Origin of the sequence: Humitalea rosea (assembly GCF_003253705.1) — a bacterium.
Classification (GTDB): Bacteria; Pseudomonadota; Alphaproteobacteria; order Acetobacterales; family Acetobacteraceae; genus Humitalea; species Humitalea rosea.
In genome coordinates this window covers 75299-100210 of sequence record NZ_QKYU01000017.1, presented here as the reverse complement: position 1 = coordinate 100210, position 24912 = coordinate 75299, and the positions used below count along the sequence as shown (strand labels likewise).

The 24912-nt window shown below is 72.0% G+C and carries 25 protein-coding genes; 11 read left to right on the top strand and 14 right to left on the bottom strand.

The window, feature by feature from the left end:
• The first annotated feature begins 77 nt into the window (after positions 1-77).
• Together C8P66_RS15330 and C8P66_RS24725 are read left to right on the top strand one after the other, a co-directional pair.
• Positions 78-1259, top strand: coding sequence for an exonuclease SbcCD subunit D (locus C8P66_RS15330; protein WP_111399155.1), 1182 nt, complete (start codon positions 78-80; stop codon positions 1257-1259).
• Entirely contained in the window at positions 1259-4291 is a 3033-nt protein-coding gene (locus C8P66_RS24725; RefSeq protein ID WP_111399154.1) for an AAA family ATPase, read from the top strand. The genes C8P66_RS15330 and C8P66_RS24725 overlap by 1 nt, the downstream gene beginning before the upstream one ends.
• A gap of 1 nt (position 4292) precedes the next feature.
• Here the strand turns inward: C8P66_RS24725 and C8P66_RS15320 are convergent, their stop codons facing one another.
• From C8P66_RS15320 to C8P66_RS15310, 3 genes are read right to left on the bottom strand one after another with little or no spacing between them, the layout of a single operon-like run.
• Positions 4293-4604 (bottom strand): hypothetical protein, encoded by a 312-nt coding sequence (locus tag C8P66_RS15320; protein WP_111399153.1) that lies wholly within the window; start codon positions 4602-4604, stop codon positions 4293-4295.
• 48 nt (positions 4605-4652) lie between these two features.
• The gene (locus C8P66_RS15315) at positions 4653-5990 is read right to left on the bottom strand and encodes an aspartate aminotransferase family protein (protein ID WP_111399152.1); all 1338 of its coding nucleotides are present in this window, start codon (positions 5988-5990) and stop codon (positions 4653-4655) included.
• Between the two features lie 43 nt (positions 5991-6033).
• Entirely contained in the window at positions 6034-6357 is a 324-nt protein-coding gene (locus C8P66_RS15310; RefSeq protein WP_111399151.1) for a hypothetical protein, read from the bottom strand.
• Between the two features lie 199 nt (positions 6358-6556).
• Between C8P66_RS15310 and C8P66_RS15305 the strand changes: the two genes are divergently transcribed.
• Entirely contained in the window at positions 6557-7864 is a 1308-nt protein-coding gene (locus C8P66_RS15305) for a DUF1800 domain-containing protein (RefSeq protein ID WP_111399150.1), read from the top strand.
• The gene (locus C8P66_RS15300) at positions 7861-9081 is read left to right on the top strand and encodes a DUF1501 domain-containing protein (RefSeq protein ID WP_111399149.1); all 1221 of its coding nucleotides are present in this window, start codon (positions 7861-7863) and stop codon (positions 9079-9081) included. The genes C8P66_RS15305 and C8P66_RS15300 overlap by 4 nt, the downstream gene beginning before the upstream one ends.
• 41 nt (positions 9082-9122) lie before the next feature.
• On the opposite strand, the gene C8P66_RS15295 is transcribed toward C8P66_RS15300, so the two are convergent.
• From C8P66_RS15295 to ccoN, 9 genes are read right to left on the bottom strand one after another with little or no spacing between them, the layout of a single operon-like run.
• The gene (locus C8P66_RS15295; protein ID WP_111399148.1) at positions 9123-9302 is read right to left on the bottom strand and encodes a hypothetical protein; all 180 of its coding nucleotides are present in this window, start codon (positions 9300-9302) and stop codon (positions 9123-9125) included.
• Complete coding sequence (gene ccoS / locus C8P66_RS15290) at positions 9299-9463, bottom strand: cbb3-type cytochrome oxidase assembly protein CcoS (RefSeq protein ID WP_111399147.1); 165 nt, start codon at positions 9461-9463, stop codon at positions 9299-9301. Before ccoS ends, C8P66_RS15295 begins: the two co-directional genes overlap by 4 nt.
• Positions 9451-11790, bottom strand: a complete 2340-nt coding sequence (locus tag C8P66_RS15285) for a heavy metal translocating P-type ATPase (protein WP_111399146.1) — start codon at positions 11788-11790, stop codon at positions 9451-9453. Before C8P66_RS15285 ends, ccoS begins: the two co-directional genes overlap by 13 nt.
• The gene (locus C8P66_RS15280) at positions 11787-12254 is read right to left on the bottom strand and encodes a FixH family protein (RefSeq protein WP_111399145.1); all 468 of its coding nucleotides are present in this window, start codon (positions 12252-12254) and stop codon (positions 11787-11789) included. Before C8P66_RS15280 ends, C8P66_RS15285 begins: the two co-directional genes overlap by 4 nt.
• Positions 12251-13723, bottom strand: coding sequence for a cytochrome c oxidase accessory protein CcoG (gene ccoG / locus C8P66_RS15275; protein ID WP_111399144.1), 1473 nt, complete (start codon positions 13721-13723; stop codon positions 12251-12253). Before ccoG ends, C8P66_RS15280 begins: the two co-directional genes overlap by 4 nt.
• A gap of 9 nt (positions 13724-13732) precedes the next feature.
• Positions 13733-14596, bottom strand: a complete 864-nt coding sequence (gene ccoP / locus C8P66_RS15270; RefSeq protein ID WP_111399143.1) for a cytochrome-c oxidase, cbb3-type subunit III — start codon at positions 14594-14596, stop codon at positions 13733-13735.
• A 12-nt stretch (positions 14597-14608) separates the two neighbouring features.
• Positions 14609-14764 carry a cbb3-type cytochrome oxidase subunit 3 gene (locus C8P66_RS15265; protein ID WP_211314161.1) on the bottom strand — a complete coding sequence of 52 codons (156 nt, stop codon included), beginning with the start codon at positions 14762-14764 and terminating at the stop codon, positions 14609-14611.
• Between the two features lie 13 nt (positions 14765-14777).
• Positions 14778-15506, bottom strand: coding sequence for a cytochrome-c oxidase, cbb3-type subunit II (gene ccoO, locus C8P66_RS15260; protein WP_111399141.1), 729 nt, complete (start codon positions 15504-15506; stop codon positions 14778-14780).
• Between the two features lie 11 nt (positions 15507-15517).
• The gene (ccoN, locus tag C8P66_RS15255; RefSeq protein WP_111399140.1) at positions 15518-16999 is read right to left on the bottom strand and encodes a cytochrome-c oxidase, cbb3-type subunit I; all 1482 of its coding nucleotides are present in this window, start codon (positions 16997-16999) and stop codon (positions 15518-15520) included.
• Positions 17000-17157: 158 nt separating this feature from the next.
• On the opposite strand from ccoN, the gene C8P66_RS15250 reads away from it, so the two are divergent.
• Positions 17158-17934: a DUF2189 domain-containing protein gene (locus C8P66_RS15250; RefSeq protein ID WP_111399139.1), complete on the top strand. Its 777-nt coding sequence runs from the start codon at positions 17158-17160 to the stop codon at positions 17932-17934.
• 4 nt (positions 17935-17938) lie between these two features.
• Here the strand turns inward: C8P66_RS15250 and C8P66_RS15245 are convergent, their stop codons facing one another.
• Together C8P66_RS15245 and C8P66_RS15240 are read right to left on the bottom strand one after the other, a co-directional pair.
• Positions 17939-18664, bottom strand: a complete 726-nt coding sequence (locus C8P66_RS15245) for a sulfite exporter TauE/SafE family protein (protein WP_111399138.1) — start codon at positions 18662-18664, stop codon at positions 17939-17941.
• Positions 18665-18709: 45 nt separating this feature from the next.
• Entirely contained in the window at positions 18710-19087 is a 378-nt protein-coding gene (locus C8P66_RS15240; protein WP_111399137.1) for a phosphotriesterase family protein, read from the bottom strand.
• A 107-nt stretch (positions 19088-19194) separates the two neighbouring features.
• Between C8P66_RS15240 and C8P66_RS15235 the strand changes: the two genes are divergently transcribed.
• The 6 genes from C8P66_RS15235 (at position 19195) to C8P66_RS15210 (ending at position 24912) form a co-directional block, all read left to right on the top strand.
• Positions 19195-19926 carry a TVP38/TMEM64 family protein gene (locus C8P66_RS15235; RefSeq protein WP_111399136.1) on the top strand — a complete coding sequence of 244 codons (732 nt, stop codon included), beginning with the start codon at positions 19195-19197 and terminating at the stop codon, positions 19924-19926.
• Between the two features lie 233 nt (positions 19927-20159).
• The gene (locus C8P66_RS15230) at positions 20160-20645 is read left to right on the top strand and encodes a MauE/DoxX family redox-associated membrane protein (protein WP_111399135.1); all 486 of its coding nucleotides are present in this window, start codon (positions 20160-20162) and stop codon (positions 20643-20645) included.
• 19 nt (positions 20646-20664) lie between these two features.
• Positions 20665-21621 (top strand): radical SAM protein, encoded by a 957-nt coding sequence (locus C8P66_RS15225; RefSeq protein WP_111399134.1) that lies wholly within the window; start codon positions 20665-20667, stop codon positions 21619-21621.
• A 165-nt stretch (positions 21622-21786) separates the two neighbouring features.
• A complete protein-coding gene (locus C8P66_RS15220) occupies positions 21787-22380 on the top strand; it encodes an ANTAR domain-containing response regulator (protein WP_245903564.1) in 594 nt (197 codons plus the stop codon).
• A 187-nt stretch (positions 22381-22567) separates the two neighbouring features.
• A complete protein-coding gene (locus C8P66_RS15215; protein WP_158537263.1) occupies positions 22568-23647 on the top strand; it encodes a CmpA/NrtA family ABC transporter substrate-binding protein in 1080 nt (359 codons plus the stop codon).
• Positions 23644-24912: a CmpA/NrtA family ABC transporter substrate-binding protein gene (locus tag C8P66_RS15210; RefSeq protein WP_111399131.1), complete on the top strand. Its 1269-nt coding sequence runs from the start codon at positions 23644-23646 to the stop codon at positions 24910-24912. Before C8P66_RS15215 ends, C8P66_RS15210 begins: the two co-directional genes overlap by 4 nt.

The following is a 24912-nucleotide window of genomic DNA, read 5'->3' as shown; positions in this document are numbered from 1 at the left end:
GACCCTGACCATACCAGGGCCTCCAAATCAATGTTCCGCCTCTTGCAACGGCTGCAACATGGCTGCATTCGCCCTGGATGCGCTTTCTCCACACCGCCGACTGGCATCTTGGTCGCACCCTCGGCGGCGCCCCGTTCCTTCCGGAGCAGGAATGGCTGCTGTGCGGCGCCTTCCTGGACATGGTGCGGGACACGCGCCCCGATGCGGTCATCATCGCGGGCGATATCTTCGACCGTTCGGTGCCGCCGACCGATGCGGTGCGGCTGCTGGACGATCTGCTGGCCCGCATCATCCGTGGGCAGGGCGTGCCGGTGGTGCTCATCCCGGGCAATCACGACGATCCGGCGCGGCTGTCCTTCGCCGCCTCGCTGCTGCGCCCGGCCGGGCTGCATATCGCCGATAGCGCGCTGGGCGTGCCTTTTCCCCTGGCCGATGCCCATGGCGAGGTCTGGATCGCGCCCTCGGGCTATGCCTCGCCGCCGCTGCTGGCCCAATTGCTGGCCCCGGTGCTGGGCGACCCGGTGCTGGGCGACCCGGCGCTGGGCGACCCGGCGCTGCCGGACCATGACCAGGGTTTTGCCGTGCTGTGCCGGATGCTCCAGGCGCAGATCCCCGAGGGCGCGCGGCGGGTGATGGTCGCGCATGGCTTCGTCGCCGGCGGCGAGGAGAGCGGCAGCGAGCGGGCGCTGGCGGTCGGCGGCGCCCGGCCCGTCTCCGCCACGCGCTTCGCGGGCTTCGACTACGTCGCCCTCGGCCATCTGCACCGGGCGCAAAGCATGGCGGAGGGACGCATCGCCTATTCCGGCAGCCCGCTGGCCTATTCCTTCGCCGAGGCCGGCCAGCCCAAATCCGTGGCGCTGGTCGAGATGGATGCGACCGGCGGCATCACCAGCCAGGCCCTGCCGCTGATCCCCCGCTCTCGGCTGCGGGTGCTGAACGGCCCGCTGGAGACCCTGCTCGCCGAGCGCGACCCGGCCACGGCCGGGGACTGGCTGCGGGTGGTGCTGACCGATCCGGGCGCGGTCTGGGAGCCGATGGCGCGGCTGCGCGAGGCCTTCCCGAACCTGCTGGAACTGGCCTTCGCCCGCCATGCCGCGCTGGATGCGCCCCCCGGCCCCGCCACCCCGGCCGCGCCGGCGGTGGATGCGCTGGAACTGCTGCGCGCCTTCCACCTCGCCACCGGCCGTGGCCCCTTGCCGGAGGCGGCGCTGCCCATCGCCCGCGCCGCCATCGAAGCCGCCGAAGCGGCGGAGGCCTGATGCGCCCCGACCGGCTGACCCTGACCGCCTTCGGCCCTTACGCGGGCCGGCAAATGATCGATTTCGCCGCCCTTGGCGTGCAGCGGCTGTTTCTCATCACCGGCCCGACCGGGGCGGGCAAGACCAGCGTGCTGGACGGGCTGTGCTACGCGCTGTTCGGGGAGAGCAGCGGCGCCGAACGCACCGATGCGCATCTGCGCAGCCAGCACGCCGAGCCCGGCCAGGAAACCTCGGCGGAGCTGGATTTCGCCCTCGGGGAGGCCCTCTACCGCATCCGCCGCAACCCCGCCCAACCCCGCCCCGGCCGCAGCAGCGCGATCCCGGCCGAGGCCGTGCTCTGGCGCCTGACCACGACCGGGCCCGTGGTGCTGGCCGACAAGGTCCGCGCGGTGAATGAGGCGGTGCACGGGCTGCTCGGCTATCGCGCCGAGGAATTCCGGCAGGTCGTGGTGCTGCCGCAGGGGCGGTTCCGCGAATTGCTCACCGCCGCACCTGGGGAGCGCCAATCGATCCTGCGCACCCTGTTCCGCACCACCCTCTACCAGCGCATCGAGGCCGGGCTGAAACGCACCACGGCCGAGGCCGAGCAGAGCCTGCGGGTGCAGGATGCGATCCGCCTCCGCAGCCTCGCCGACCTCGGCGCCGAGAGCCTCGCCGCCGCCGAGGCGCTGCGCCAGGGCGTGGCGCTGCGCGTGGCGGAGGCACAAGGCCGCGCCGAGGCCGCCCGCGCCGCCGAGGCCGCCGCCGCCGCCCGCAAACGCGAAGGCGACGAGGCCCAGGCGCGGCTGACCGCCCTGGCCCAGACGCGGGAGCGGGTCGCGCATCTCGCCGCCCAGGCGCCGCAGGCCGAGGCGATGCGGGCGCGGCTCGCGCTCGCCGCCCGCGCCGCCGGGCTGGCGGCGGAGGGCGCGACCGCGCTGGCCGCCCGCGAGGCCGCGACCCGCGCCGCGCGCGAGGCCGCCGAGGCCGCCACCGCCGCCGAGCGCAGCGCCGCCGGTTTCGCCCGCGCCACCGCCGCCTTGCAGGCCGCCGAGGCCGGCGAGGCCACCGCCCAGGCGCGGCTGGAACAGGCCAAGGCCCTGCGCGCCTTGGCCGAAACCGCCCGCCGCGCCGCCGCGATCAACCAGGAGGTGCAGGCCGCCGCCGCCGCCCATGGCCTCGCCGCCCGCGCCGCCGCCGGTGCCCGCGCCAAGGCCGAGGCCGCCGCCACCCAGGCCGCGGCCGCCGCCGCCACCCGCGCCGCCACCGCCGAGGCCGCCGCCCAGGCCGAGCGCCACCGGCTGGTGATCGCCGCCGGCTCCAGCCTGGCGCGGGATGCCGCCGACCTGTCGGGGCTGGCCGAGGCGCATCGCCGCCACACCGCCGCCCAGGCCCGCGCCGCCCAGGCGCAGCTTGCCGCCGACCGCCGCGTCGCCGCCGCCCGCACCGCTCTGGCCGAGGCCGAGACCAATTGGCGGGCGGATGCCGCGCATGCGCTGGCCTCGGGCCTCGCCAAGGGCGCGCCCTGCCCGGTCTGCGGCAGCACCCACCACCCCACCCCGGCCCGGGCCAGCGGCAATGCCGTCCCCGACCTGTCGCTGCTGCGGCGGGAGGAGGCGGGCGCCCTGGCCGAGCAGGCCGAGGCGCGCGAGGCCTATGCCGCCGCCCGCGCCGAGACCGCCGCGACCGAGGCGCGGCGCCAGCAGCTTGCCGGCCGCGCCGGGGCCGGGGCGGGCCCCGATGCCGCCCCCCTGGCCTCCTCCCTGGCCGCCGCCCGCGCCGCCTTGCCCGCGGCCGAGGCGGCCCAGCGGGCGCTGCCGGATCTGACCCGCGCCACCGAACGCGCCGCCAGCCTCGCCGCCGCCACCCGCGACGCCGCCGCCCAGGCCGAGGCCGCGCTGAACGCCGCAGCCCTGCGCCGTGCCGGCGCCGAGGCCGCCGCCCGCGAACGCGCCGGCGACCTGCCCCCCGAAGCGGCCGACCCCGCGGCGCTGATCCTGCGCGCCGAGGCCGCCGAGCAGGCCGGGCGTGCCGCGCTGGACGCGCTGCGCTCCGGCCGGGATGTTTCGGCCGCCGCCGGCCGCGCCGCCTCCGCCGGGGCCGCCCGGGCCGAGACCACGGCCGCCGAGGCCGCGCGCCTCGCCACCGCCGCCCTGGCCGCGCAATCGGGGCTGGATGGCGCGGCCCAGGCGGCGGGCTTCGCCGATGCCGCCGCCTTGGCCGAGGCGAGCCTGCCGGCCGCCGAGGCCGAGGCGATGCGCCGGAACCTCGACGCCTATGGCCAGGCCATGGCCGTCGCCGAGGCGATGCAGGCCGAGGCCATGACCCGCGCCGAGGGGCTTTCGCCGCCCGACCTGCCGGCGCTGGACCTCGCCGCCCGCATCGCCGCAGGGGCGGCGCAGGCCGCCTCGGCCGAGGCCGCCATGGCCGGCAACGACCTCGGCCGCATGGATGAGGGGCTGGCCCGGCTGCGGAAGGCCGAGGCCGAGCTGATCCTTGCGCGCCAGGCCTTCGAGACGCGCAAATCCCTCTCCGACCTCACCGCCGGGCAAAACCCGCAGCGGCTGAGCCTGGAGGGCTTCGTGCTGAAAAGCCTGCTGGAGGAGAGCCTGGCCGCCGCCAACCGCCGCCTGTCAGGCATGCTGGGCGGCCGCTACCGCCTGCGCGCGCGGGAGGAGCCGGAGCGCAGGAACGCCGCCGTGGGGCTGGACCTGGAGGTGCAGGACGACTGGACCGGCACCCTGCGCCCGGCCGCGACGCTGTCGGGCGGCGAGGGGTTCTGCGCCTCCCTCGCGCTGGCCCTGGGGCTCGCCGATACCGTGCAGGCGCATGCGGGGGCGCGACGCATCGATGCGCTGTTCATCGACGAGGGCTTCGGCACGCTGGATGCCGAATCGCTGGACACGGCGATGGAGGTGCTGATGAGCCTGCCGGGACGCGATCGGCTGGTCGGCGTGGTCAGCCACGTCGACAGCCTGCGCGACCGCATCCCGGCCCGGCTGGAGGTCACCCCGGGACGCCGCGGCAGCACCGCGGTGTTCCGGTTCGGCTAAGCTACTTGGCGGCTTCGTCGTACATCATGCGCAGCATGCCATCGGCCGCGCAGGTGCTGGGGTCGGCGCGCAGATCGGCCTCGGCCTCGCGGCGCATCGTGGCACGTTCGGTGGCCGAGACGCGAAGCCCCTGCTCCTGGGCCGCGATGGTGGCGTCCAGGCGGGTGGTGGCGGCGGCATTGGTCCAGCGGCAGACGCTGGGCGCCATCTGCATCTGGTAGAACATGACCATCGCCTCCTTCTGCGCGAAGGCGGGGGCCGAGGCCCCAAGCGCGCAGAGGGACACAGCGGAGGCGAGCAACAGGGTCTTCATGCTTGAGGGTCCTAGGGGTGCGTCGGAGCGAGTTTGGACGCCGCAGGGTTAACGGACCGCAGCCAGCACCCTCTGCACCCCGGCAGCCAGCCGGTCCACCATCCTATCAACCTGATCGGCCGTGACGTTGTAGGGCGGTGCGAGGATCACATGGTCACCCCGCGTGCCGTCGATGGTCCCACCCATCGGATAGCAGGCGAGCCCCGCCTCGAAGGCGGCGTCCCTGATCCGGTCGGCGATGTGCAGCGCGGGGTCGAAGGGCGCCTTGGTCGCGCGGTCGGCGACCAGCTCGATCGCCTGGAACAGCCCGCGGCCACGGATGTCGCCGACATGGGCCTGGTTGCCGAAGCGCTCGACCAGACGGTCCGCGAGATGCGCGCCCATGGCGCGGACGTTGCTGAGCAGATCCTCGTCCCGGATCACCCGCTGCACCGCCAAAGCGGCGGCGGTGGCGACGGGATGGGCCTGATAGGTGTGGCCATGCTTGAACACGCCGGAACCAGCCCGCAGCGCCTCGGCCACCCGTCCCGCGACCAAAATGCCGCCGATCGGCTGGTAGCCGCCGCCGAGCCCCTTGGCGATCACCTGGATATCCGGCGTCACGCCCTCATCCTCCCAGGCATGGGTGCGGCCGGTGCGGCCCATGCCGGACATCACCTCATCCAGGATCAGCAGCGCGCCATGGCGGTCGCAGACCTCGCGCATCGCGGGGAAGTAGCCCGGCACGGCGGTGACGCAGCCGAGGGTCGCGCCCACCACCGTCTCGGCGCAGAAGGCGATGACGGTGTCGGGGCCGAGGCGCTGGAACTCGGCCTCAAGCTCGGCGGCCAGACGGGCGACATACTCCGCGTCGCTCTCCGTCTCGCCGCGTTCGCGATAGGTGTAGCAGGGCGAGACATGACTGAAGATGTCGGCAAGGATCGGCGCATAGGGCGCGCGGCGCGCCGCATTGCCGCCCAGGCCCAGCGCCCCCAGCGTGTTGCCGTGGTAGGATTGGCGCCGCGCGATGTAGCGGCTGCGCTGCGGCTGGCCGATCTCCAGCATGTATTGGCGGGAGAGCTTCATCGCCGCCTCCATCGCCTCGCTGCCGGAGGAGACGAAATAGGCATGGGTCAGCCCGCCCGGGGCATGGCCGACCAGAAGATCGGCCAGCGCCTCGGCCGGCTCGCAGGAAAACAGGCTGGTATGGGCGTAGCAGAGCTGGTCGATCTGCGCCTTCATCGCCGCGATCACCACGGGATGGCCGTGGCCGAGGCAGGCGACGGCCGCCCCGCCGGAGCCGTCCATCACCTCCCGCCCGGTGCTGTCGCGCAGCATGATGCCGTGGCCGGAGACGGCGATGGCGGGGTCGGTCCGCAGGCTGCGGTGCAGGATATGGCTGGTCATGCCGGCGAGGATTTCACGGCCCCGCCGGTGCGTCCATCCGCGCTCAGCTCACGGGTGGGCCGCAGCGGCGCCAGACCGGCTCCATGCCGCCGGTGGCGGCATCGACCCGCACCATGTCCTCGCCGAGCAGCTGCATGCGGACCTCGCCGCCGCCGCCGGGTTCGCCCGCCGGCGCCTGGTAGGTGAAGGCATGGCGGCTGTAGTTGCCCGACAGCCGCGCCGCCCCTGGCGAGACCAGCGCCGGGCCCTGGATGCTGAGCCGCAGCCCGGCCTCGCTGCACCAGAAGCCGTCGATGGAATCCGCGAGGGCCGCGGCCGGCGCCAGGGCCAGGGCAAGGCCGAGGGCACGCAGGAAGGTTCGGACCATGGCGCAGGACTTTCCGGTTCGTGAAGCGGCATGCTGCGCCACCCAGGCGCGGGATTCCAGCGCCTCTGGCAGCCCCGCGGCGGGGCTGGCCGCCTGCTGAGCCTCGCGGTCGAGGCGGTGCGTCTGGTGCGGACGGGTTCGCGAAGTGGTGAAAATTTGCGCTAAACTTCCGCCACAATCCCGGTCCGAGATCATCGCCATGGACACGCCGCCCCTTGTTGCCGCGATCCGCTTCGGCAATGGCCGCCGGCTTGGCGAGCCCCTGCCCGACGATGCCCTCGCCTGGCTCGACGCCCAGACCGTCGGTGCCGGCCCGCCGCTGCCTTGGCCCGAGGGCTACGACACCCCGCCCACGCTGGCGGTCGGCTTTGCCATCTGGATGGCGCAGGAGGCGAACCCGCCCAAGCCGGGCGAACAAAGCCCGGTGAACCTGCTCTTCAGCGCCGAGCAACTCGCCTGGGCCGGCCATCAGCTGCGCAGCGACGAACCCTTCCGCGACCGGCTGACGAGCTTCTGGCTCAACCACTTCACCGTCTCGCTGCTCAGCGGCCTCGGCCCGCGGGTGGGCGTCGGCCCGATGCTGCGCGATGCCATCCGGCCGCATGTGGGCGGACGCTTCGGGGACATGCTGAACGCCGTCTCGCATAGCGCGGCGATGATCTACTACCTGGACCAGGATGCCTCGGTCGGGCCGAACAGCACCCTGGGCAAGCACGGCCGTCGCGGGATGAACGAGAATCTGGCGCGCGAGATCCTGGAGCTGCACACGCTCTCGCCCGCCGGCGGCTATACCCAGGCGGATGTGACGGAGATGGCCCGGCTGATGACCGGCTGGGGGGTCCAGCGGAAGCGCGAGCCCTTCGACGTCGTCTTCACCCCCACCAGCCATGAGCCGGGCGAGAAGACGGTGCTTGGCCGTCGCTTCCCCGAGGGGGGCGAGGCCTATGCCGCGGCGCTGAGCATGCTCGCGACCCATCCCGCGACGCAGCGCCACCTCGCGACCAAGCTCGTGCGCCATTTCGTGGCGGACAACCCGCCACCGGCGGCGGTGGCGAAGATCGAGGGGGTGCTGCGCGACACCGGCAGCGATCTCGGCGCCGCCGCCCGCGCGCTGGTGCGGCTGCCGGAGGCCTGGGCCCCGCCGCTGACCAAGCTGCGCTCGCCGCAGGATTATGTCCTCGCGATCCATCGCGCCGTCGGCGGCACCGATGCGGGGCAGTTCAAGCGCGGGACGATCATCCTTGGCCAGCAGATGTGGAATGCGGCGCAACCGAATGGCTGGCCCGACACGGCCGCCGGCTGGAGCGGACCCGAGCCGATGATGCAGCGCATCGACGTCGCCTATGACTTCGCCGCGCGCAGCGCGCGGAACGACCCGATGCTGGTGCTGGAGAGCGCCCTCGGCCCCCTGGCCCGCGCCGAAACCCGCAGCGCGGTGCAGCGCAGCGGCAGCCGGCGGGACGCGCTCACCCTCCTCTTCGCCAGCCGGGAGATGCAACGCCGATGAGCCGCTCCTCGCATTTGCCCCGGATCGGCCGGCGCGGGCTGCTGCTCGGCCTGACCGCGCTGGCGGCGGCCGGGGGCTCGCGGCTGGCGGTGGCCGATACGAGGGCGCCGGCCGCGGCCGGCGCCGGCGACCGGCGGCTGGTCGTGATCCTGCTGCGCGGCGCCATGGATGGGATGCATGCGCTCGTCCCCTATGCCGACCCCAACTACGCCACCCTGCGTGGCGGCATCGCCTTGCCGGCGCCGGGGCAGGAGGGCGGGGTGCTCGACCTCGGCGGCCGCTTCGGGCTGCATCCGGCGCTGCCGACCTTCCATCGCCTCTATGGCGAGGGCGGCCTGCTGCCGATCCATGCCATCGCCGGGGCCTATCGCACCCGCAGCCATTTCGACGCCCAGGATCTGATGGAGGGCGGCGGGCTGGAGCGGCTGGATTCCGGCTGGCTCAACCGCGCCCTCGCCCCGCTCGAGGCGCCCGGCCGCGCCTCCCGCGCGGGGCTCGTGCTCGGCCTCGACCTGCCGCTGCTGATGCGCGGGCCGGAGCGGGTGGGCATGTGGACGCCGCCGCGCACCGCGCGCCCGGAGCCCGACCTCTACGCCCGCATCGCGGAGATGCTGCATGATGACCCGGTGATCGGGCCCAACGTCATCGATGGGCTGCAGGGCCGCGGCTATGCCGCCGAGGCCCTGGCCACGGGCGCCCCGCTTCAGATGGAAGGCGGGTTCATGCGCCTGGCGGCGGCCGGCGGGCGGATGCTGGCGCAGGCCAATGGGCCGCGCGTCGCGGCATTGGAGATCGGCGGCTGGGACACGCACAACGCCCAGACCGAACGCATGACCCCGGTGCTGACGCAGCTCGATCGCGGCATGGCCGCCCTTCGGGCGCAGCTGGGCGAGGCCTGGGCGCAGACCGCGGTGCTCTGCATCACCGAATTCGGCCGCACCGCGGCGGTGAACGGCAATGGCGGCACCGACCATGGCACCGGCGGCGCCGCCTTCCTGGCCGGGGGCGCGGTGGCGGGCGGGCGGGTGCTGGCCGACTGGCCGGGGCTGACCCGCGACGCGCTGTTCGAGAACCGCGACCTGCGCCCCACCCGCGACCTGCGGGCCATCGCCAAGGGGCTGCTGCGCGACCACCTGCGCCTGCACCCCGATGCGGTGGCGGCGGCCTTCCCCGACAGCGGCGCCGTAGCACCCGAGACGGGGCTGCTCCGGGCCTGAACCCTATCCGGGCCTGAACCCCTGGCGGCTGGGCTGACCGCTCAGGCCGCGTCCTTTTCATCATAGTGCCGCTTGATGCAGCTGAAGGCATACAGCACGCCGAAGCCGAACAGGCCGAGGCCGAACACCTGCAGGTAGTCATGCGCGGTGGCGGCGGCGAGCAGCCCGACCAATGCGGTCAGCACAGACAGGATCATGAAGAAAACGCGGCTGCCGATCATGGCTTGGGCTCCTTGGGGGGTGGCGGGTCGTCGAAGAGGATGCGGCTGGCGGCGCCGTCCAGATCCTCGTACTGGCCGGATCGCAGCGCCCAGAGGAAGCCGCCGAGGCCGAGCAGCCCGAGCACGAGCGCTGCCGGCACCAGGATGATCAGCGCGTCCATGCCGCCCCCATCCGTTCGGCGCGCAGCGCATTGAGGATCACGGCGAGCGAGGAGCTTGCCATCACCGCCGCCGCGACAAGCGGGGTCAGCATCCCCAACACCGCCGCCGGCACCGCGATGACGTTGTAGACGAGGCTCATGGCGATGTTCTGCCGCGCCAGCGCCTGGGCACGGCGGGCGGCACGGATCGCCTCGGGCAGCGCCATCAGCGCCTCCGTCCGCAGCACGAGGTCGGCGGCACCCTGCGCCAGATCCTGCGCGCCGGGCGCGGCCACGGCGGCATAGGCGAGGCCGAGCGCGCCTGCGTCATTGATCCCGTCGCCCACCATCAGCGGGCGGCGCCCGGCGGCGCGAAGGGCGGCGATGCGCGCGGCCTTGGCCTGCGGCATGGCGCCGGCGGTGATATCGGCAATCCCCACGGCCTTGGCCGCCGCGGCAACCGCGCCTTGGGTGTCGCCCGAGACGATCTCCAGGCTCAACCCCAGCGCGCGCAGGGCGGCGACCGCAGCCACGGCATCCGGCCGCAGCGCGTCGGAAAAGCGGAAGGCCACCGGCTGCCGCCCGGGCCGGGTAAACCACAGCGTCGGCTGGTCGGTGCTGTCCACCATACCGCAGAAGGCGGCGCGGCCGAGGCGGGCGCCGCCGGCCTCCAGCCCCTCGCCCGGATGCTCCTCGACATCCAGCCGCAGCGGCACCGCGGCGCAGGCCGCGACCAGGCCGCGCGCCAGCGGGTGGCGGCTGGCGCGGGCCAAGGCGGCGGCGGCGCGAAGGTCGGAGGCGGTCCAGGCGCCGGGGTGCAGCTCATGCCGCCCCGAGGTCAGTGTGCCGGTCTTGTCGAACACGACGTGATCGACCTCGGCCAGCCGTTCCAGCGCGGTCGGCGAGGCGACCAGCACGCCGCGGCGGAACAGGGCGCCGACCGTCACCACCTGCACCGCCGGCACCGCGATCGCCAGGCCACAGGGGCAGGTCACGATCAAGGCGCCCACGGCCGGCACCAGCGCCGCCTGCCAGGGCAGCCCCATGCCGAGCCACCAGCCGAGGAAGGTCGCCCCCGCCACCAGCAGCACCACCGGCACGTAGAGCGAGGCGGCCCGATCGGCGAAGGTCACGAATTTTCCGCGCGCCTGGGCCGCGTGTTCCAACAGCCGGCCAATGGCCGCGAGCGAGCCATCGGCCGCCGCCGCCGTCACCCGCAACACCATGGCACGGCCCATGTTCACCGCGCCCGCCGCCACCGCGACCCCGGCCGCGATGGCGCGCGGCAGGCTTTCGCCGGTGGTGGCGCTGAGGTCGAACAGCCCCGGTGCCGCCAGCAGCGTGGCATCCAGCCGCAGACGCTCGCCCGCGCCGAGCATCACCAGATCGCCCGGGCGGATCGCCGCGACCGGCACCTCCTCGGCCTGGCCCGCGGCGTTCAGGCGGCGGACCACGCCCTCCTGCAAGGCCAGCAACTCGGCCATGGCCCGCCCGGCGCGGCCGCGCGCCATGCGGTCCAGCAACCGCCCCGCCAGCAGCAGCGCGAGCAGCGTCGTCGCGCCGTCGAACCAGGTGAAGCGCCCGTTGCGAAAAGTCTCGGACAGCGACATTGCGCCCGTCGCCAGCACGCCGATGCTGATGGCGACATCCATGTTGAGCCGCCGCGCGCGCAGCGCCGAGAGCGCGGAGCGGTAGAAGGGCAGCCCCGCCACCGCGATCGTCGGCAGCCCGATCAGCGCCGCGAGCCAATGCATCAGCGCCCGCGTCTGCTCGCCCATGTCGCCGCCGACCCAGACGGCGACCGAGACGAGCATCACATTCATCGCCCCGAAGGCCGCGATGCCGAGCGAACGCGCCAGCATGCGCGTCTCCACATCATCGGCGGCGCGCAGGCAGGCGGGGGTGAAGGGCACGGCGCGGAAGCCGAGGCGGCCGAGCAGGCTCGCGAAGGCCTCGGCGCGGTCGCGCGGCCCGCGCCAGCGCAGCGTGAGGCGCCGTGTGGTCAGCGCGGCGCGGGCGGAGAGCACATCCGGCTCGGCCGCCAGCGCCTGCTCCACCAGCCAGACGCAGGCGCCGCAATGCAGGCCGGTGAGCATCAGCTCCAGCCGCCAGACGTCGCCCGCCTCCGCCTCCGCGGCGGTGGCCAGGGTCACGGGCGGCGTCGGGTCCGGGCGCAGCGCGCCATCCGGGGCAGAGCGGCGGCGGTAGAAGGCATCCAGATGCAGCCCGGCCACCAGCGCATGGGCCGCCTCGCACCCGCCGCAGCAGAACAGTGCCGGCGGCTGCACCGCGGCACCGCAATGCGCGCAGGCAACCGGCGCGGCATTGGCGGCCAGGCGCGCAGTCACGGCGCGATGATCCTCTCGCGGATGTCCAGATGCCGGCCGGCGGGGCCGGTCAGGGTCAGCCGCGCCTCCCACTGGCCCGCGGCCGGGGGGACGGCCTCGGCGGACCAGCGGCCCGGAGCGGGCGCGGCGAAGCTGAGCGGCAGTTCCCGACCATCCAGCGGGCGTTGCAGCAGCCCATCCATATGCCCCGCGACCGGCAGGCCCTCGCGATCCGTGACCACCACCGACAGCCGCCCGGCGGCCAGCGCCACATGCGCGGTCCAGCCGAGGGCGGCCTGGCGCGTGGCCTCCTCGATCACATGATTGTAGACGCGGCCTTGATCGTAGGCCCGGCCGGTGGTGACGCCGGTGAAGGTGGAGAGCGCCGCGAAGATCAGCCCGCCATTCACCGCGACGACCAGGGTCATCATCCCGGCGAAGATCCAGGGGATCCATTTTCCGCGGGCGGGATCGAAGGGTCTCATCGTTCTGGTCCGAGAAAGACGCTCTTGCCCGAGGCGACGACATGTCCCTCGGCATCGAGCAGGCGGAAGCGCAGTTCGGCATGCTCGCGCAGCGGCAGCTCCGGCCCCGCGGTGACGAGCGCGCGGAAGGTCGCGACGCCATCGGGCCGGGCCGGCAGGATCGGGCGCCCCGATGCATCCGTCTCCACATCCTGCACCAGCAGTTGCAACCCCGGCGGGCCCTGCAAGGTCAGCACATAATGGCCGGCATCCCGCGTCTTGTCCGCGAGCTTCAGCGTATAGGCATTGCGGATGCCGCCATCCGACAGGCGCACGAAGGGCGGCGCGCGCTCGGCCAGCGCCGTCAGCGTCAGCGTGTCACGCAGCAGGAAGCCCGCGAGCATCACCGCGACGACGAAGGCGAGCACGCCGGCATACATCATCGTGCGCGGCCGGATGAGATGCAGCCGCGTCCGCGCCGCCATGCCGGCCTGTTGCCGCTCCGGCCCCGGCGCGAAGCGCGCGGTGGCGGCGGTGCTGGCCGCGAGATTGGCCAGCGTCTCGAAGCTGATCAGCCCGTCGGGGCGGTTCACCTTGCCCATCACCTCGTCGCAGGCATCGATGCACAGCCCGCAGCCGATGCATTCGAGCTGTTGCCCATCACGAATGTCGATGCCGGTCGGGCAGACATGCACGCAGGCGCCGCAATCGACGCAATCGCCATGGCCCGCGCCCTTGAGCTTGCCGCGCGGCTCACCGCGCCATTCGCGATAGGTCACGACCAGGCTGTCCTGGTCCAGCATCGCGCCCTGGAAGCGCGGCCAGGGGCACATGTAGGTGCAGACCTGCTCCCGCGCGAAGCCGGCGAGCATATAGGTCGTGGCGGTGAACAGCGCGACGAAGAAATAGGTCTCGGTCGAGGCGCTGCCGGTCGCGAGTTGCCTGACCAGGGTCGGCGCATCCTGGAAATACATGATCCAGGCGCCGCCCGTGGCGACGGCGATCACGATCCAGGCGGCATGCTTGGCGATGCGGCGCAGGGTGCGGTCGCGGGAGGGGGGGCCGGCATCGCGCTTCATCCGCGCATTGCGGTCGCCCTCGATCCGCCGTTCCACCCACATGAACAGATCGGTCCAGACCGTCTGCGGGCAGGTGAAGCCGCACCAGACGCGGCCGAACAGCGAGGTCGCGGCGAAAAGCCCGATCGCGGCCAGGATCAGGAAGCCGGTGAGGAAGTAGATTTCCTGCGGCCAGAGCTCGATCCAGAAGAAGAACAGCCGCGCATTGCTGATGTCGGCCAGCACCGCCTGGTTCGGCACGCCCGGCCCGCGATCCCAGCGCAGCCAGGGCACGATGTAGTACAGGCCGAGCAGGACCGCGAGGACGATCCATTTGATCGAGCGCACCCGCCCCTTCACCGCGCGCGGATAGACCTTCCGGTGCGGGGCATAGAGCGAGGACGGTGCCGCCGGGCTGGTGGTGTCGGGCATGGCCGCGGCCTAGCGCTCCCCGCCGCCAAGGGCATGGACATAGACGGTCAGCATGTTGATCGTCGCCGCATCCAGACGGCTGGACCAGGACGGCATCACGCCCGCGCGGGCATAGGCGATGGTGCGGACCACCGAAGCCTTGTCCCCGCCATAGAGCCAGATGCGATCGTTCAGCCGTGGCGCGCCAAGGTCGCGATTGCCCTCGCCGGTCTCGCCATGGCAGGCGACGCAGTTCTCGACATAGAGCGGCGCCCCGCGCGCCGCGGCCGTGGCGTCGCCACCGGTGCCCGACAGCGACAGCACGTATTCGGCGACATCGTCGACCTGCGCCATGCTGAGCCCGGCGGCGGCGAAGGCCGGCATCTGCACGCCACGCGCCTCGGGGTTCTCGCCATTGCGGGCGCCGACGCTGATGGTGGTGTGGATGGCGTCGAAGGTGCCGCCATAGAGCCAGTCGTCATCGGCAAGGCTGGGGAAGCCGCCGGTGGCGCCCTGCCCGCCCGAGCCATGGCAGCCCGCGCAATTGGTGGCGAAGGCGATGCGGCCGCCGGCGAGCGCATAGCCGCGCAGCTCGGGATCGGCGGCGATCTCGGCCGGCGTCGCGGCGCGCAGCCGGGCCAGCATCGGCTCGGCGCGGGCCTGCTGCTCCCGCATCACCCCGGTGAAATCATTGCGTGTGGTATAGCCGAGCACGCCACGCACGAAGGGCAGCGAAGGGTAGAGCACCACCCAGAGCGCCGCGAAGGCGATGCAGGCATAAAAGGTGTAGAGCCACCAGGATGGCATCGGATTGTCGAGTTCCTTGATGCCATCCCATTCATGTCCGGTGGTGCTCACACCGCTGATGGCATCCGTCTCGCGCTTGTCGGCCATGTCGCGGCGCCCTCAGTTCGGATCGTGGCGGAAGGGGATCTGGGCATGGCGGCGTGCCGCCTCCCGCGAGCCCGGGCGCAGCACCCAGACCAGGATTCCCGTGAAGATGAGGAAGAACCAGACGACCCAGATGGCCGACAGGATCTCATGCATGCGGATCATGTCCATGTCGCGTCCCTCCTTACGGCTGCAGCAGTTGTTCGGGCGTCACGTCCGAAAAATGGACCAGCGTGCCGAGCATCTGCAGATAGGCGACGACGGCATCCATCTCGGTGACGTCGCGCGCATTGCCATCGAACAGCCCTTGCCGCGCACGCGGGTAGCGGGCGGCGAAACCGGCGCCGTCGGCCTCCGGATTGGCCTGGGCGCGCAGATCGGCCGCGGCACTGGCGATCATCTCATCGGTGTAGGGCACGCCGAGGCTGCGCTGCGCCCTGAGGTGGGCCGCGATCTCATCCATCGGCAATGGCCGTTCGAGGAAGGCATAGGGCGGCATCACCGAGGCCGGCACCAGCTCGCGCGGGCTGCGCAGATGCGCGACATGCCAGTCGTCGGAATACCGCCCGCCGACGCGGGCCAGATCCGGCCCGGTGCGCTTGCTGCCCCATTGGAACGGGCGGTCGTACATGCTCTCGGCCGCCAGGCTGTAGTGGCCATAGCGCTCCGCCTCGTCGCGGAAGGGGCGCACCATCTGGCTGTGGCAGAGGTAGCAGCCCTCGCGCACATAGATGTTGCGGCCCATCAGTTCGAGCGGCGTGTAGGGGCGGATGCCCTCCACACGTTCGATCGTGGTCTCGACCAGGAACAAGGGCACGATCTGCACCAGCCCGCCGATGGCGACGGTGATCAGCGTGAGCACGCCGAGCAGGAGCAGGTTCTTCTCGATGATGGCATGGCTGAAGCGTTTCATGGCGCGTCCCCTCACTCGGCCGGCACGGGCAGGGCGCCGGCGGGCACGGGCTGCGCTGTCGGCAGGTCCTCCACCGCCGTCACCGTCATGTACAGATTATAGGCCATCATCAGCGCGCCACTGAGGTAGAGCATCCCGCCAAGCATGCGGATGACGTAATAGGGATGCATCGCGGCGACGGTTTCGACGAAGGCGTATTGCAGGAAGCCCAGCTCGTCATAGGCGCGCCACATCAGCCCCTGCATGATGCCCGACACCCACATCGCGGTGATGTAGAGAACGATCCCGAGCGTCGCGACCCAGAAGTGCCAGGAGGCCAGCCGGTCCGAATACAGGCGCTGCTTCTTCCACAGCACCGGGAACAGGTAATAGAGCGCGCCGAAGGTGATGAAGCCGACCCAGCCCATGGCGCCGGAATGCACATGGCCGATGGTCCAGTCGGTGTAATGCGACAGGCTGTTGACGGCGCGGATCGACATCACCGGGCCCTCGAAGGTGCTCATGCCGTAGAAGCCGACGGCGGTGACCGAGAAGCGCAGGCCGGGATCGGTGCGCAGCTTGTCCCAGGCGCCCGACAGCGTCATCAGCCCGTTGATCATGCCGCCCCAGGACGGCATCCACAGCATGATCGAGAACACCATGCCCAAGGTCTGCGCCCAGTCGGGCAGCGCCGTGTAGTGCAGGTGATGCGGCCCGGCCCAGATGTAGAGGAAGATCAGCGACCAGAAATGCACGATCGACAGCCGGTAGGAGTACACCGGCCGGTCGGCCTGCTTCGGGATGAAGTAGTACATCATCCCCAGGAACCCCGCGGTCAGGAAGAAGCCGACCGCATTGTGCCCGTACCACCACTGGATCATCGCATCCTGCACGCCGGAGGCGACGCCGTAGGATTTGCCGATGCCATCGCCGACCGGCAGGGCCAGGTTGTTGACGATGTGCAGCATGGCGATGGTGATGATGAAGGCGAGGTAGAACCAGTTCGCCACATAGATGTGGGGCTCACGCCGCTTCAGGATCGTGCCGCCGTAGCCGATCAGATAGGTCACCCAGACGACGGTGAGCCAGAGGTCCGAATACCATTCCGGCTCGGCGTATTCCTTGCCCTGGGTGACGCCGAGCACGTAGCCGAGCGCGGCGGTGACGATGAAGAACTGGTAGCCCCAGAACAGGAACCACCCCATCTCCTCGCCGCCGAACAGCCGGGCGCGGCAGGTGCGCTGGACGACATACAGGCTGGTGCCGATCAGCGCATTGCCGCCGAAGGCGAAGATGACGGCGCTGGTATGGACCGGGCGGAGACGGCCGAAGGTGGTCCATTCCAGGTCCAGGTTCAGCAGTGGGAAGGCGAGCTCACTGGCGATCAGCACGCCCATGAGGAAACCGACGATCCCCCAGAACATGGTGGCGATGGCGAAGGCGCGGATCGGCGCCTCGACATCCGGTTCGTCCAGGATGCGGCTCGGCGCGTTCAGGGCGGCGGCTGCGGCCATGCGTGGTCTCTCCCTGCGGGGCATCTGTTCGGGCGAGCGGAAATGCCCGGACCTGCCGGGATACATGCGGGAAACACCGGGGGGCGTCCTTGATCCGGATCAAGGAGGCGCATCGCCATTGCGTTTAAGTATCGCGGCGCCGTCCAAGGGGAACAATCATGCCGAGCGAGACCGCCATCGCCCCCCCGACCAGCCGAATCCGCCATGTGGCGACCGATCGCCCCTGGGTCTGGCTGACCCTGGGCTGGCGCGACATGATGGCGAACCGCGCGATCAGCCTGACCATCGGTGCCGCGCTGGTGCTGTTCGGCTGGATCATTTCGTTGCTGCTGTTCGAACTGGGCATCGCCTGGGCGATCCTGCCGGCGACGGCGGGCTTCTTCATCGTCGCGCCGCTGCTGGCCGCCCCGCTCTATGCGACCTCGCGCCGGATGGAGGCGGGGCTGCCCAGCACCCTTGCCGATGCCATGGCCGCCTGCCGCGTCTCGGGCTCCCAGATCGCGATGATGGGGGCGCTGCTGCTGCTGATCCATCTGTTCTGGATCCGGGTCGCGGGGTTGTTGTTCGCGCTGTTCTTCGGCATCGGCTTCGCGCCCTCGCTCGCACGGCTGCCGATGGCGATGCTGCAATCGGAGTCATTGCTGCCCTTCCTGGTGGTCGGCACCGGCTTCGGCTTCGCGCTGGCGGCCATGGCCTTCGCGCTGGCGGCGGTGTCGCTGCCGATGCTGGTGGATCGCGAGATCTCCTTCCTGGAGGCCGCGACCGTCAGCATCCAGGCGGTGATGGAGAACTGGCGGGCGATGACGCTCTGGGCCGGGCTGATCGTGCTGCTGACCGGGCTCGCGCTGGTGCCCTTCTTCCTCGGGCTGGTCGTCGTCATGCCGTTGGTCGGGCACGCGACCTGGCACGCCTATCGCGATCTGGTGGCGCGCTGAGCCGTCACGGGACCATGCGCGCCGCCAGCGCGAGCAGCACCAGCGCGTTGAAGCCGTAGAGCACCGGGGCCACCCGGCGCAGCAGCGGCGCCGCCCGGCGCTGGAAGAGCCGGCCCAGCAGCGCCACCCCCACCAGCGCCGGCACCGTGCCCAGGACGAAGCCCGCCATGGCCAGCGCGCCCGCCAGCGCGCTGCCGCTGGCCGCCGCGGCGACCAGCGCGCCATAGAGCAGCCCGCAAGGCAGCGCCGAAAGCAGCAGCCCGAGCAGGAAGCTCCGCCGCGCATCCGGCCGCTCCAGCAGAGGTGCGACCTGTCGGGCCAGCCCCGCCGGCATCCCGCGCACCAGCCCGGCCGGCAGCAGGCGCGCCAGCGCCGGCACCGCCTGCCCCGCCATGGCCAAGGCGGCGAGCCCCAGCAGCACCGGCGGCACCCAGGCGAGCCCCGGCACCAGCACCAGCCCCGCCCCCAGCCCGCCCGCCAGCGCGCCCAGGGCCGAATACCCGACCCCGCGCCCGAGGTGATAGGGCAACAGCATCGCCCCCGAGAGCCGCGCGAGCCTGCCGCCCTCCAGGCTTTGCCCCGGGGCGATCTGGGCCAGCACGAAGGGGCCGCACATCGCCGCGCAATGGGTCCCGCCCCCCGCCAGCCCGGCCAGGAACAGCGCCGCCATCAGGGCGGGCAGCCCCTCGGCGCCCAACGCATCGAGGGCGTGGAGACAGCTTGCGATCATCGCCGCCCTTATGCGGCATCGGGCCGGCGCCGTCCTTGATCCGGATCAGCCCGGATGGATGGTCAGCGCCGCCCCCGTCTCCTGCTGCGCCAGCACGGCGCCGGCCATCACGCGCTGCTCCTGCGCGGTCCAGGTCTCGGAGCAGCCGATCTCCCCGATCAGCCCGGCGCGGCGCGAGACCTCGGCCACCGCCGGCTGGCGGTCCAGCATCCGGGGCTTGCCGGCATGGGGGCGGCGGCCATAGTCGATGTCGTAGCGGGAATGCAGGGTGATCGGCGTATCCAGCCCCGGCGCGCCGCGCAGGGCCGGCGGGGTGATGTCGCAAAGGAGGTGCTCATGCATCAAGGTGACCCCCAGCGCCTCCGGCGCGATGGGGCCGGGCACGGTCTGGATCCGGCCGCCTGGCCTAGGTGTCTCGGTCATGCGATGCGGCCCTGCCCCGGCAAGCCGGGCGAGGATGGCGGCAGCCCGCGCCCGCGGCAACCGGCCCGGCCGCGCCCGGCGAGGCCGCGGATAACGGAGGCCCTGCCATGACCCAGCCCGCCCCTGCGCCCTCGCGCGGCGCCCGGCTGCTGCGCGACCGGCGGCTGTGGATCGCGGTCGCGGTCGTGGCGGTGCTGCTCGGGCTGCGCGCGACCGGCCTTGGCGACATCCTGTCGCTGGAGACGCTGCGGACCCATCGCGCCTGGCTCAGCGGGCTGGTCGCCGAGCACCGGCTGGTCGCAGCCCTCCTCTATACGCTCGTCTATGTGGTGGTGGTCGCCCTCTCCATCCCCGGCGCGGTGATCCTGACCCTGGCCGGCGGCTTCCTGTTCGGGGCGCTGCTCGGCACGCTGCTCGCGGTGGTGGGGGCGACGATCGGGGCAGTGCTGGTCTTCCTGCTGGCACGGGCGGTGTTCGGGCCGGATGCGCTCGACCGCTTCGGCCCGCGCGCGGCCGGGCTCGCGGAGGGCATCCGCCGCAATGCCTGGTCCTATCTGCTGGTGCTGCGGCTGGTGCCGCTGTTTCCCTTCTTCCTGGTCAATCTGGTGCCGCCCTTCGTGGGCGTGCGGCTGCCGGTCTATGCGCTGACCACCTGCCTCGGCATCCTGCCGGGGACGGCGGTGTTCAGCCTGTCCGGGGCGGGGCTCGGCTCGGTGCTGGATGCCGGCGGCAGCCTCGACCTCGGCAGCATCCTGACGCCGCAGATCATCGGGGCGCTGCTTGGCCTCGCCGCGCTGTCGCTGCTCGCCATTCCGCTCAAGGCCCGCTTCGCCCGGTAATTCGGCCTGTCTCGCATCCGCGGGCCCCTCCCGCCCGTAGCCTTCCTGCTCAGGCGATACGGAGGGTGGGGCATGAAACGGGATGGCGGTGGCCGGACGGAGGGGTGGCGCGGGTCGCCGCGGCGGATGCTGCGTAACCGACGGGGAGCCGGCGGCGAAGCAGCCTGTGTGGCCTGCATCCGCCCTTACCTGCTCCTTGACGCGCCTGCCATGGCGCCCAGGTCTGGTCCGCCATGAAGCCGGCCGATCACCGCCACTGGGACGGCATCCGCCCGGCCTTGCCCCCCATGCTGGAACGGCGGGAGGCGGGGCGGACGCTGGCCCTGGCCACGCTTCTGGCGGCGTGCCTGGCGGCCAGGGCCCTGGGCCAGCTTGCCGATCTGGCGGGATTCGCCGATTTCCTCGCGGGATATCAGATGCTGCCACCCGCCCTGCTGCGGCCAGCCGCGGCACTGCTGCCGGCGGTGGACCTTGCGATCGCGCTGGGCCTGTTGCTGCCGCGGCTGCGCCAGGCGGCCGCCCATGGCGTCGTCGTCATGGCGATGAGCAGCGGCGTGCTGCTCTCCGTGACGCTGCTGCGTGGAATACCGCTTGCGAAATGCGCCTGCCTGGGCGTGTTCCTGGCACAACCCTCGACCGTGGTTTTTCCGCTCGACGCGTTCGTGCTGCCCGGCCTTGCCTTGACGCTCATCATCTGGCGGCCCGGCCGCCCCACATGACCCTTACCGGAGTTGCTGCATGACCCTGCTCGACGTCCCTGCCCGCCCCCCCGCCCTGGCGCCGGGCAAGTTCCGCGACCCGCGCCTGACCGCGCGCGGGGAACCGCGGGCGGTGGTCGAGCCCGGGCCGCTGCGGACGCTGTGGGTGAATACCGGGACGCTGTGCAACATCGCCTGCGTCAACTGCTACATCGAAAGCAGCCCGCGCAACGACGCGCTGGTCTATCCGACCGCCGCCGAGATGGCGCCCTTCATCGCCGAGGCCGAGGCCCTGGGCGCGACCGAAGTTGGCTTCACCGGCGGCGAGCCCTTCCTCAACCGCCAATTGCCCGAAATGCTGGCCGATGTGCTGGGGCGCGGGATGCGGGCGCTGGTGCTGACCAATGCCATGAAGCCGATGCGCCACCACGAGGCCCGGCTGCTGGCGCTGCGCGCGGCGCATGGCGCGCGGCTGACGCTCAGGGTCAGCCTCGACCACTACGGCGCCGAATTGCACGATCTGGAACGCGGGGAGGGCAGCTTCGCCCCGGCGATGTCGGGCCTCGCCTGGCTGGCGGAAAACGGCTTCGCGGCGCATGTCGCCGGGCGCGCCGGTTTCGGCGGCGAGGATGAGGCGGCGCTGCGCGCGGGCTATGCGCGGCTCTTCGCCGAACATGCCATCCCCATCGATGCGGCCGATCCCGTGGCGCTGATGCTGTTCCCGGAGATGGATGCCAGCGTCGATGTCCCGGAAATCACCACCGCCTGCTGGTCCATCCTGCACAAGCGGCCGGACTCGATGATGTGCGCCTCCTCCCGCATGGTGGTGAAGCGGCGCGGCGACGCCGTCCCGGTGGTGGTGGCCTGCACGCTGCTGCCGCATGATCCGCAGTTCGAGATGGGCGGCACTTTGGCCGAGGCCGCCCGCCCGGTGGCGCTGAACCATCCGCATTGCGCCAAGTTCTGCGTGCTGGGCGGGGCGTCCTGCTCGGGCTGAGCCAAGCCGCCGCCCAGACCGTGTCGGCCGGCATGCCCCTGCGCCGCGCGGTCCTCGGCCAACACACAGCCCCGGCGCGCAAATTGGCTTTGCTCCCCTCGCGCTGCGCTGCACAATGGGGACAGGGAAGGCGCCAGCCCACGTGCGGACCACCGGGCGAAAGGGTTGCGACAGGTTTTGCGTGTGCTGTTGGTGGATGGCGACCCCGATCGCGCGGCCGCCGTGCGGGAAGGGCTGGAGGCCAGCGGCTGCGAGGTCGTGGGGTTGCTCGCCGATTTGTTCGACCTGGTGGCTCGCGTCCGCGCCTGCGGCGCGGATGTGCTGGTCTGCGCGCTCGACGATCCCTCCCGCGACGCCATCGAGGCCATGGCCCTGCTGAACCGCAACGAGCCCCGCCCGGTGGTGCTGTTCGCGCAAAGCGGCGGCGAGGCGCAGATCGAGGCGGCGCTGGAGGCGGGCGTCGCCGCCTATGTCATCGAGGGGCTGGCCCCGGCCCGCGTGCGCCCGGTGATGGAGGTCGCCATCCGCCGCTTCCGCGCGCATGAGGCGCTGAAACGCGAATTGTCGGAAACCCGCGCCACCTTGGCCGAGCGCAAGATCATCGAACGCGCCAAGGGCCATCTGATGCGGGGACGCCGGCTGACCGAGGCCGAGGCCCATGCGACGCTGCGCCGGATGGCGATGGACCGGGGGCAGCGCCTCGTGGAGGCGGCACGCGGTCTTCTGCCTAATGATGCACCAACACAGCGCGAAATTTAGGCACCTTCGGGCATAACCGGATTCTCTGCCTTCATTTTCCGCTTTTTTCTGTTTACGCCACGCGATCTGCCGGCATAAGTTGCTCTCGTTCGGCAACGATGCCGGGCAGCGAGCGCATCCCATTCCCTGCGTCGTCCCAATGGCGGGCCGGCATGTCGCCCCTCAACAGGGGCGCCGGATGCGCCGCATGGACCTCAGCTCCCCCGCCCTGCTCACCGCATCGCTCAGCATCGGCTATGTGCCGCTGACCGATGCCGCCGTGCTCGTCGTTGCCGAGGACCTCGGCTTCTTCGCGCGCCACGGGCTGCGGGTCGCGCTCTCGCCCGCCGCCTCCTGGGCAGGATTGCGTGACCGGGTTGCCTATGGCGCGCTGGACGCGGCGCACATGCTCTACCCGATGCCGATCGCCGCGGCGCTTGGCCTGGTCGGGCCGGCGATGCCGCTGACGGTCGCGGCGGGGCTCGGCCGCAACGGCAATACCATCGTGCTCTCCACCGCTTTGGCCCAGGAAATGGGCGATGCGCCGATGCCGCTCGCCGCCCTCCGCTTCGCCGAGGTCGCGCGGGGCCGGAACCTGCGCCTCGCGGTCGTCCACCCCGTCTCCTCCCACAATTACCTGCTGCGCCACTGGCTCGAATCCGGCGTGCTGGACCCGGACCGCGACGTCACCATGTCGGTGCTGCCACCGCCGGCGATGCCCGCCGCACTGGCCTCGGGCGCCATCGACGGCTTCTGCGTCGGCGAGCCCTGGGGCAGCGCCGCCGTCCTCGCCGGCGCCGGCCGTGCCGTGGTCGCGAGCGGCGACATCTGGCCCGACCACCCGGAAAAAGTCTTCGTCTTCCGCGCCAGCGCGGCGGCGGCCGAGCCCCAGGCCGCCATCGCCGCCACCGCCGCGATCATCGCCGCCGCCCGCTGGCTGGACGAGCCCGCCAACCATCCGCAGGCCGCCGCCATCCTGGCCCGCCATGCCTTCCCCAGCCTGGACCTCGCCGCGATCACGCCCGGTCTCGGCGGCTGGGTGCCGGAGCCCGATGGCGGCACGCGCAGGCTCTCCCATCCGCTCAGCTTCCGCGAGGCGCTGCCGCCGCACATGGCCCATGCCGCCTTCTGGCTGAGCTGCATGCGGCGCGGCGGCCATCTGCCGGCGCAGATCGACCAGGCGCAGGCGCTGGCGCCCTGGAACAACGACCTTTTCCTCCGGGCGGCCTCGGCCCTCGGCGAGCCGCTGCACGCCCCCACACCCCTTCCCACGGAGTCCGCCGCATGACCGAGTTTTCCCGCCGCACCGCCTTTGTGGCGACGGCCAGCCTCTTCGCCGCGGCCCGCGCCGCCACGCCGCGCGGCGCCTTCGCGCAATCCTCGACCACGCCCGAGGTGAAGGGCGCCAAGCTCGGCTACATCGCGCTGACCGATGCGGCACCGCTGATCATCGCGAAGGAGAAAGGGATCTTCGCGAAATACGGCATGCCCGATGTGATCATCGACAAGCAGGCGTCCTGGGGCTCGACGCGCGACAACCTCGTGCTCGGCGGCGGTTCGGGCGGCATCGACGGCGCCCATATCCTGACGCCGATGGTCTACATGATCCACGCCGGCAAGGTGGTGCAGAACAACCAGCCGGTACCGATGGTAATCCTGGCGCGGCTGAACATCAACGGCCAGGGCATCTCGGTCGCGGCCAAGCACCAGGGGCTGCGCGCCACCGTCGATGCCTCCCCGCTGAAGCCCGTGCTGACGCAGGAGAGCAAGGTCGCGATGACCTTCCGCGGCGGCACGCATGATCTGTGGCTGCGCTACTGGCTCGCCGCCGCCGGCATCGACCCGGACAAGGATGTGCAGACCATCGTCGTGCCGCCGCCGCAGATGGTGGCGAACATCAAGGTCGGCACCATGGACGCCTTCTGTGTCGGCGCGCCCTGGAACGACCAGGCCGTGCACCAGCACGTCGGCCATACCGCGACCGAGACCGGCGAGTTGTGGATGAACCACCCGGAGAAGTCGCTCGGCATGCGCGCCGACTGGGTCGCGGCCAATCCCCGCGCCGCCGAGGCGCTGACCGCCGCGGTGATCGAGGCGCAGCGCTGGTGCGACACCGATGCGAACAAGCAGGAGATGTGCGCCATCCTCAGCCGCCGCGCCTGGTTCAACGTGCCGGTCGCGGACATCTATCCGCGCAGCCTCGGAAATTTCGACTACGGCGACGGCCGCACGGCGGAGAAGTCGCCGCTGATGATGAAGTTCTGGCGCGACAACGCCTCCTACCCCTACCAGAGCCACGACCTCTGGTTCCTGACCGAGGATATCCGCTGGGGCATCTTCGCGCCGGATACCGATACCGCGAGGATGATCGCCCAGGTCAACAAGGAAGGCATCTGGCGTGCCGCCGCCGCCCGCGCCGGCGTGCCGAATGCCGAGGTGCCGTCCGGCACCAGCCGTGGGCGCGAAACCTTCTTCGATGGCAAGGTCTTCGATCCGGCCGATCCGGCGGCCTATCTCGCCAGCCAGGGCATCAAGAATCTGGTGGGGGCCTGA